Annotated in this window: 7 protein-coding genes and 1 pseudogene; 3 read left to right on the forward strand and 5 right to left on the reverse strand. The window is 51.0% G+C overall.

Annotation, left to right across the window (positions count from 1 at the left end):
- Positions 1–491: 491 nt before the first annotated feature.
- From clpB to AC1S52_RS23050, 3 genes are all read right to left on the reverse strand, one after another.
- Entirely contained in the window at positions 492–3110 is a 2619-nt protein-coding gene (clpB, locus tag AC1S52_RS23040) for an ATP-dependent chaperone ClpB (RefSeq protein WP_482031384.1), read from the reverse strand.
- 226 nt (positions 3111–3336) lie between these two features.
- The gene (locus AC1S52_RS23045; protein WP_482031385.1) at positions 3337–3540 is read right to left on the reverse strand and encodes a hypothetical protein; all 204 of its coding nucleotides are present in this window, start codon (positions 3538–3540) and stop codon (positions 3337–3339) included.
- Entirely contained in the window at positions 3537–3764 is a 228-nt protein-coding gene (locus AC1S52_RS23050) for an addiction module protein (RefSeq protein ID WP_482031386.1), read from the reverse strand. Before AC1S52_RS23050 ends, AC1S52_RS23045 begins: the two co-directional genes overlap by 4 nt.
- A gap of 156 nt (positions 3765–3920) precedes the next feature.
- Here AC1S52_RS23050 and AC1S52_RS23055 point away from each other — a divergent pair, with 156 nt between their 5' ends.
- The gene (locus AC1S52_RS23055) at positions 3921–4922 is read left to right on the forward strand and encodes a nucleoside hydrolase (RefSeq protein ID WP_482031387.1); all 1002 of its coding nucleotides are present in this window, start codon (positions 3921–3923) and stop codon (positions 4920–4922) included.
- A gap of 146 nt (positions 4923–5068) precedes the next feature.
- Here the strand turns inward: AC1S52_RS23055 and AC1S52_RS23060 are convergent, their stop codons facing one another.
- The gene (locus AC1S52_RS23060) at positions 5069–5239 is read right to left on the reverse strand and encodes a hypothetical protein (protein ID WP_482031388.1); all 171 of its coding nucleotides are present in this window, start codon (positions 5237–5239) and stop codon (positions 5069–5071) included.
- On the opposite strand from AC1S52_RS23060, the gene AC1S52_RS23065 reads away from it, so the two are divergent.
- Both AC1S52_RS23065 and topA read left to right on the forward strand, forming a co-directional pair.
- Positions 5214–5792, forward strand: coding sequence for a Uma2 family endonuclease (locus AC1S52_RS23065; RefSeq protein ID WP_482031389.1), 579 nt, complete (start codon positions 5214–5216; stop codon positions 5790–5792). The two genes, AC1S52_RS23060 and AC1S52_RS23065, sit on opposite strands and share 26 nt — an antisense overlap.
- Before the next feature lie 201 nt (positions 5793–5993).
- Entirely contained in the window at positions 5994–8198 is a 2205-nt protein-coding gene (topA, locus tag AC1S52_RS23070; RefSeq protein ID WP_482031390.1) for a type I DNA topoisomerase, read from the forward strand.
- A gap of 15 nt (positions 8199–8213) precedes the next feature.
- On the opposite strand, the pseudogene AC1S52_RS23075 reads toward topA, so the two are convergent.
- A pseudogene (locus AC1S52_RS23075) lies at positions 8214–8745 on the reverse strand (IS5 family transposase); the annotation flags it as partial.
- Positions 8746–8865: the final 120 nt, after the last annotated feature.

The raw sequence follows: 8865 nt of genomic DNA on the forward strand, positions 1-8865 counted from the left end.
TCCTGGATTACTAGATTGCTGAGTCTACTTAGGGACTCGCAAATTAATAAAGTCCCAACGTCATTCCCGCGCAGGCGGGAATCCATCGTGGAGCAGCTTGTCTAGCGGGTACTTTATTTTGGGGCACATCCCTTATAGCTGGATGGTACTGAAATAAGCGAAAAGACTGACTCAGAAACATTTTCACCTTATATCATCTCGTTCCAAGGCTCAGCCTTAGAATGGCACGTCTCGAGACTCTGTCTCCAGAACGTTACAGAAGGCAGAGCCTCTCAGAGAACGTTCCCAGGCAGAGCCTAAGGAACGAGATAGGTCAGGACTTAGCCTTCCGTCAGTGCCATTGACTTATTAGCTTCATCTGGTACTCGGCGTTGCTGATTTTGGGTATGAATTGAGAGTTGTATGAATTGAGACTTCGTTCCAATTCATACTGCTATTCAGCACTACAAAAAAAGGGTGAGATATCTAACTCACCCTGAACCTTAACTTACTTATTGTGTGGTCAAAACCTCAGAGGGCAGTCGTTTGAACGCTAGTCGCTCATTCTGAACATCCACGAAAATTGTGTCTCCATCCGTAAACTCACCTCGCAGAATAGACTTTGCTATTTGCGTTTCCAACTCGCGCTGGATAGCTCGTTTCAGTGGACGGGCACCAAAGACCGGATCGTAGCCGACCTCTGCCAGAAAGTCGATCGCCACATCTGAGAGTTTTAATGCCATTTTGCGGTCTGCCAACCGCTGACCAAGCCGCTGCACCTGGAGTTTGACGATTTGCCGCAGTTCGCTCTTCTGTAAACCGTGGAAGATGATGATCTCATCGATCCGGTTGAGGAACTCTGGGCGGAAGGTGGTACGCATTGCCTCCATTACCCGGCTCCGCATTTCGTCGTAGCGGGAATCATCCCCCGCCAGATCCAGAATGAACTGGGAACCGATATTGCTGGTCATGATGATGATAGTGTTTTTGAAATCCACCTTATGCCCCTGGGCATCGGTGACCCGTCCATCATCCAAAATTTGCAGCATGACGTTGAACACATCCGGGTGTGCCTTCTCAATCTCATCAAACAGAACGACTGAGAACGGACGGCGACGGATAGACTCGGTCAACTGTCCCCCTTCGTCATAGCCAATGTAGCCGGGAGGTGCCCCAATTAGACGGGAAACGGCGTGCTTTTCCATGTACTCTGACATGTCGATCCGCACCATTGCCTCTTCGGTGTCAAACAGGTAAGCTGCCAGGGCTTTTGCCAGTTCGGTCTTACCAACCCCGGTGGGTCCCAGGAAAATGAAGCTGGCAGTCGGACGGTTGGGGTCTGCCAAACCAGCACGGGAGCGCTGAATGGCATCGGCAACCGCAGTGACCGCTTCATCCTGACCAATCACCCGCTTATGCAATTCTTCTTCCAGATGTAGAAGCTTCTGCATCTCAGACTCTACCAACTTGCTGATCGGAATGCCTGTCCACTTAGAGATGATCTCCGCAATATCCTGTTCGGTCACCTCTTCCCGCAGCATGGATTTGCCGCTGGTTTGAGTCTGAGCCAGGTGATTTTCAGCTTCCTGGAGCTGGCGGTTGAGGTCAGTCAGTTTGCCATATTTCAGTTCAGCCGCCCGGTTGAGGTCATAATCCCGTTCTGCTTGCTGAATTTCGATGTTGACCCGATCGATCTCCTCTTTCAAGGTCTGGATCTTGTTGATACTGCCCTTTTCTGCTTGCCACTGGGCATTGAGGGTGGCTTGTTCCTCTTTCAGGTCTGCCAGTTCTTTTTCCAACCGCTCCAGGCGATCGCGGGATGCTGCATCGGTTTCCTTCTGAAGTGACAGTTTCTCCATTTCCAGTTGCAGGATCTTACGGTCTACCTCATCCAGTTCTTCCGGTTTCGAGGTAATTTCCATCTTCAGCTTGGCAGCCGCTTCATCCATCAGGTCGATCGCCTTGTCGGGCAGAAAGCGATCGGAAATGTAGCGGTTCGACAGAGTCGCTGCCGCAACCAGGGAGCTGTCTGAGATTTTGACCCCGTGGTGTACTTCGTAGCGTTCCTTCAGACCCCGCAGAATGGAGATGGTATCTTCTGCACTGGGCTGATCTACGTACACCTGCTGGAACCGTCGTTCCAGAGCCGCATCTTTCTCAATGTACTTGCGGTACTCATCCAGGGTAGTGGCACCGATACAACGCAATTCACCCCGTGCCAACATCGGTTTGAGCAGGTTTCCGGCATCCATTGCGCCCTGGGTTGCTCCGGCTCCGACAACGGTATGGATCTCGTCGATGAACAGGATAATTGTGCCCCCGGACTCTGTGACTTCCTTCAGCACGGCTTTCAAGCGCTCTTCAAACTCACCCCGGTACTTGGCACCGGCAATCAGGGCACCCATATCCAGCGCAATCAGCTTACGATCCTTGAGAGACTGGGGCACATCCCCACTAACAATCCGCTGGGCAAGCCCTTCGGCGATCGCCGTCTTCCCTACCCCCGGTTCCCCAATTAACACCGGGTTGTTTTTCGTCCGGCGGGATAGGATCTGAATCGTGCGGCGAATCTCATCATCTCGACCAATCACCGGGTCAAGTTTTCCTTCACGGGCGTACTGAGTCAGGTCACGCCCATACTTTTCCAGTGACTCATATTTGCCCTCCGGGTTTTGGTCTGTCACCTTCTGGCTCCCTCGAATCTCACTAATCGCGGTCTTTAATTTATTCTCATCCAGTCTAAATTCTGCAAACAGCGCTTTGCCAAAGCGATCGTCTCTGGAGTAGCCCAGGAGCATATGCTCGACTGAAATGAATTCATCTTCATACTGCTGGCGGAAAGTTTCAGCCCGATCGAGTAGCGTATCGAGCGATCGCCCTAAATAAACACTGCCGCCGCTACCAGAAACCTTGGGCTGCTTGCGGATAAATTCTTCGGTGCGATCGCGTACCTGCTGAACAGTCAATCCCAACTTGTTAAATACACTGATGGCAAGTCCTTCCTGCTCTAAAAGAGCCTTCATCAGATGTTCAACTTCAATATTCTGGTTCTGAGCTTGTTTAGCAATTTCCGCAGCCTGAACAATCGCTTCCCAGGCTTTGTCCGTCATTTTGGCTTGGTTTGGCTGCATAGTTCCCTCTATATCACTTCTATACGGAAGCCGGACTTCAGCAAGTGGTTGGATCTCCCCGCTAAAGTCTAATACCGAATCTGCCTCCTAACGTCTATTTTACGGAAGTCTCTCCAAACGGCAGGATCGGTGTTCACGCCTTTTTACATGGGTATTGCCGTCCAGAGGAAAAGAGTACGGGATAGCGGTGGGAGGGGTGAGGGGTGTTCGCCGTCTGCCTTCTGCCTTATGGGAAGCGACGGATGAGTGCTCGTCGTGCTTGCCGATGGATGAGCGGATAAGCTAATGGATTCCGTCCAATGCCAGATAGACAGGTATCAACGGCTCGGACAAACTCAGAGCCTAAGCTGGGGGCTTGTGTCTCGTACCACGCAAAGGCTTCTTGAATGTCCAATTCTGCCTCTGGGCGGATGATGAGAGTGTAGCTCATTGCGAGAAGCCTAATCGTTGCTTGACTTCTTCCCAGGTTGAGCCTGCGCTGGGGTCTTGCCGATACCGTTGTAGGCGACTATCGAGTTCCTGTTTCTGAACATCCGATAAAGGAAGCTCGTCTTGCTGCTCCAGAATACTGTCCCAAAGGTCTTCAGCGAGTTGGATGCGCTCTGCTATAGACAGTTGCGAGATTTCGACTTTGAGAAGGGGATGACTGCTCATGGCGGTAGTTGGGTGAGGTTAGTGTTCTGATTTTAAGTGGCTGCCTTTTACGGTCGCTATTTCTTCTGAGTAATTACCCCGGAGGGGGAACTTTAACTCTCTATCTTCAACTTTCAACCCAATCCCTGTACTCTGTACCCGTTACCTAACTTTTCTATGGTCACTCCCAAAATTATTCTGGATACGGATCCCGGTGGGGATGATATTTTTGCTCTCCTTTGGCTGTTGAGCCTGGTTAAACAAGGATTGGCTGAGCTGGTTGCGGTGACAACTGCCGATGGGAATGTGTCTGCCAGACAAACTTTTGACAGCGCCAGTCAGATTTTAGGTTTGGCGGGGTTTCAGTCGGTTGAAGTTGGTCGCGGTGTTTCAGTGGCAGATGACGGGATTGAGGATGCAACTCACATTCATGGGACAGATGGGATGGGGAATTTATCCCATACTTTGCCACCTGCATCCCATGCCTGGGAAACCGCTCGTCCTTCGGATCAGGTAATCATGGATTGGCTCAATGCGGCTCCTGGCGAGATCACTCTGGTGGCGATCGCCCCCCTGACCAATCTGGCTACCGCCGAAACTAAACAACCCGGAGTTCTTAAAAAAGCAAAGCAAATTGTGATTATGGCAGGAGCCTTTCTGGTTCCCGGTAATGTTACCTCCCATGCAGAGTTTAATGTCTGGTTCAATCCTGCGGCGGCGGCAACGGTATTCGCCAGTCGGGATGACCTGGTGGTGGTGCCGCTGGATGTGACCCGGCAATTGATCTTTACGCGGGAGATGGCAGAGGCAGTGAGCCAGGTAAATTCGGGGAGTGCGATCGCCCAATTTCTGAATCATTTGTGTGAGTTTATGATTGGTACTGCCCTTTGCTATCGGGAAACAGGGGGGATCCGTGGTTTTTTAGTGCATGATGCGGCAACACTGGGCTACCTGTTCTACCCAGAAACGCTGATGCTGCGACGGGCAACCGTTCAAGTTGAAACGAAAGGCGAGTGGACCCGTGGACAAACGCTAATCGATTGTCGTCATTCTGCTAAGCCAGATGTCAATGCCTGGGTTGCCTTACAGGTTGAGCAGGCTAGTTTTTTCACCAGTTTTGTAGAAGATTTGAAAGTTCTGATCTCGACTTCAAACCCAAATTCAGAAAGAGTTGATTGAGCGATCGGTAATACCAGGTCTTCCATTTCTGACGGGAACTTATACATACCAATTTGAATTGAAACCACGGCAGATCCCGGTACGGGCTTGGCAGTGCCAAGCCCCTCCTGAACTTTGATGTGCCCACAAGTCCGTTTAAATCGGTATTAATCGGTGCCTGTATAAGCCTCAATCTGACGGCAGGCAATGGTTAACTGGAAAACAGCCGAGGGTTCGCTGCTGCCGCAGAAGAATCGCACTTTGGTATTGGAAAGTGACAAAATAGAGTTAGCCTGTTCCTGGTATTTGCTGATGACCACATCCACCCGACGATTCACGTTAGAAGAGTACCTTGCTCATGATGATGGTACGGATCAGCGGTATGAATTGGTCAATGGGGAACTTGTTGCAATGCCGCCCGAATGGGATTTTAATAGCCAGATTGCTTCCTATTTGTTTGCTGAATTCCTAAAGGTTGTTTCCAGTCGTTTGATTCGCTGTAAAGGAACTGAAATTGTGGTGAGTGGAAGTCGCGCCACAACTCGTGTTCCAGATTTAATGGTACTGACTGAAGAACTTTGTTTCGCATTACGGGAATCCAGTCGTGGCACGGTTACTTTAGATATGCCTCCCCCCGCGTTAGTGGTTGAAGTGGTGTCACCTGGTAAGCATAATGAAGACCGTGATTACCGCTACAAGCGGTCTGAGTACGCTGCTCGGGGGATCCCTGAGTATTGGATTGTAGATCCTGAGCGGGAACAAGTCTTGGTATTGAAGCTGGTAGATGGGCTTTATGAGGAAGCAGTATTCCGAACACACGATCCCATCATTTCATCCTTGTTTCTAAATCTAACGTTAACGGCAGAGCAAGTTCTGAAGGCAGGCGAGTAGAAAACCACCCATGAATGGTGGTTCTCAGTTGTCAGCGTTTGGAAATAGAAATCAAGTCTGCGATTGGCAAGTCACCTCTGCTAGAACTTCTAGATAGGCACAGATTTAGCAGGTTGTTTTAAGGCATGTAACTCAGCCTGCAAGGTGGGCGATCGCACTGGATCCGATGTACTATTGAGGGGGCCAATCGGAGATGGAGCGATGGCAAATCTGCTGCTGATTGAAAGTCCGGGTAAGTCCAGGAAGTTGAGTCAAATTCTGGGACCGGGTTGGGTTGTAAAAGCCAGTATGGGACACATTCGAGAACTGGCAGACGATGGCGAAGATGCCCTCGGGTTCGACCTGCTGGATAGCCGCATTGAATGCCGTTATGAACCACGCGACGCAAGGGCTAAAAAGGTGCTGACAGAATTACGGCAGGCGGTCAAGCAGGCAGATACCGTTTACATTGCTACCGATCCCGATCGCGAAGGGGAAACCATTGGCTGGCACCTACAGCAGGAACTGCGGTTGAAAAATCCCCGTCGCGTCGTTTATAGCGAAATTACATCGCAAGCTGTGAAAGCTGCGATCGCCCATCCCCGTACTCTGGATCAATCCCTGATTGCTGCCGGACGGGCACGGGATTGTCTCGATAAGCTGGTGGGCTACAAGGGCAGTAAGCATGTAGTGTGGCGGCTTAACATTGGTGCTAAGTCAATGGGGCGAGTGCAGAGTGCGACCTTACATTTGCTCTGCCTGCGGGAGCAGGAAATTCAAGCCTTTCAGCCCCAGGATTACTGGAGTGTCTGGGTTGAGTACCAGGAAGGGTTTAAGGCATTCTATCGGGCAAAACTGGCAGGCAATTCATCAACAAGCGACCAACCGGATGATGCGGCGGAAGCTAAACCAAACCGAGAATCGGATGGAGGGCATGCCCAGGCAGAAGGCGATCGCGTGACCACTCAGGCAGAGGCGGATCGACTAGTTGCGATCGCCCGCTCCACCCCCCATCAGGTGGTTCTGGTAGAAGGAAAAATGACCCACCAATCACCGCCGCCGCCCTTGATTACCTCCAGCTTGCAGCAGACCGCTGGAGCAAAACTTCGCTTCAGTCCCGATAAAACCATGAAAGTGGCGCAGGCGCTCTATGAAGCAGGCTATATCACCTACATGCGAACGGACTCCGTCACCCTGGCTGAACCATTCTGTGCCGCTGTACGACAATACCTGGAACAGCACGATCCAACCAATGTCCCCAACAAAACAACCCGCCATCGGACTGCGAAAGGTGCCCAGGAGGCACACGAAGCCATTCGTCCCACCGATGTCAACCGTTTGCCTGCCCAACTGCAAGCCCAGGTGAACTCCGACCAAGCAAAACTGTATGAGTTGATCTGGAACCGGGCGATCGCCTCCCAGTGTTGTGCTGCCCGGTTACGGAAGACACGGGTCGTGACGCGATCGGGTACCGTGCATTGGGAGGCAAGAGGGCAGGTCGTGGAATTTCCTGGCTATACCCGCTACTGGAATAACCTGAGCGTCGATACCGAACTCCCCACGACCCAGCAAGGGCAACCACTCACAGTGAAACAGGCGAAAGCGGAGCAAAAGCAAACCCAGCCTCCTCCCCGCTATACGGAACCCAAGCTGGTGCAGTTGATGGAGCGTCAGGGGATTGGGCGACCCAGTACCTACGCCCCGACCATCAAAACGCTGAAGGAACGGGAGTATATCCAGGTCGAGAAAAGCAAGCTTCAGCCAACTCCTCTGGGAATGGAACTGGATAAGGCATTGAAGAAACTATTGCCAGAGTTAATTCAACCCGACTTTACGGCACAGATGGAGTTGGCATTAGATCAGATTGCCCAGGGAAAGCAGGACTGGCAAGGATACTTAACCAACTGGCACCGCACTTACTTTGCACCTGCTTTAGAAAAAGCAGACCATCAATTAAGAGACCATAAAGCAACTAACCCTATAAATTCCATAGACTTCAAAAAGCTAAAGTCGTCTAACACTAAAACCGAGATTACTTGCTCCAGGATTGCTTGCCCTAAATGTGGTGAGGCAATGAATAAAATCCCTTCTAAATCCAAAAAGCTAAAGGCAAATCATTTTCTCCGCTGTAGCGCAACCGCATGTGGAGCCGTGCTGTTCTGGAACCCCAAGGACAAGCGATATGAACTACCCTATGCCCAGCGCACCCCCGATCCAGAGGCATTTACCAATTATCCCTGTCCAGTTTGTGGGGCATTGCTAGAGCGGTATGGTTACACGAAGGAGGGCAAAGCGAAGGTGATGTTGCGCTGTTCGCTGTTGGAGAATCGCCGGGGACGATGTCAGGAGGTTGCGTTTTTTGAGGGTAGGGATGGATTTTGGTCTCCCAAGTTTGGGACGCTCAAAGCAGAAAGTTTGAATCGATAAAGTCGAGCTTAGAGTCTATCCGAAAACCTGGATTGCTCGCACAGCAATACATGCACAGCTTAGGTGTAAAAACGCTAGGTAGTTCTCTGGTTTCTTCTCCCACCGTATCAACAAACGGCGAAATCGGTTCATCCAAGAGTGACTACGCTCCACTACCCAACGTCTTGCTCGGTAGTTCGGAATATCATGAATAATCCGTTCCCTTTCATCTCTCGGTGGAATGTGCCCTACATATCCCCAAGCCGCCACAATTTCCCTCACTTCCTTGTAGTCATACCCTTTGTCTAAACATAGGTTTCTTAGTTCACCATCTTGTAAATCTGAAGGTACAATTCGCTGGGCTTCTAGCGTTGCTTGGGTCAGTTTCATGTCATGCCGATTGGCTCCTGCAATCACGATGGCAAGCGGCACTCCTTTCCCATCGCAGAGAAGGCTTCGTTTCGTGCCCGATTTCCCCCGGTCTGTGGGGTTTGCACCCGTTTCTTTTTCCCCCCAAAGGCGCTTTCACTAGCGCCCCATCCATCGCCATCCACTCCCAGTCTATTCCTATGAAGCTTTAACGGCTCGTGCTGGTATAGCACTGGTACTGGTCAAACAGTCAGAAAATCAATCTGCCGAAGAGCGCAACCGTAATCGCAGTCAGGCGGCTCAATTGCGCCAGAAAGTC

It is taken from the genome of Kovacikia sp. CALU 1929 (assembly GCF_056784235.1).

Bases quoted from the DNA above. Each gene is read 5' to 3' on its own strand.
- clpB (WP_482031384.1), bottom strand. From the start codon at position 3,110: ATGCAGCCAAACCAAGCCAAAATGACGGACAAAGCCTGGGAAGCGATT.
- AC1S52_RS23045 (WP_482031385.1), bottom strand. From the start codon at position 3,540: ATGAGCTACACTCTCATCATCCGCCCAGAGGCAGAATTGGACATTCAA.
- AC1S52_RS23050 (WP_482031386.1), bottom strand. From the start codon at position 3,764: ATGAGCAGTCATCCCCTTCTCAAAGTCGAAATCTCGCAACTGTCTATA.
- AC1S52_RS23055 (WP_482031387.1), top strand. From the start codon at position 3,921: ATGGTCACTCCCAAAATTATTCTGGATACGGATCCCGGTGGGGATGAT.
- AC1S52_RS23065 (WP_482031389.1), top strand. From the start codon at position 5,214: ATGACCACATCCACCCGACGATTCACGTTAGAAGAGTACCTTGCTCAT.
- topA (WP_482031390.1), top strand. From the start codon at position 5,994: ATGGCAAATCTGCTGCTGATTGAAAGTCCGGGTAAGTCCAGGAAGTTG.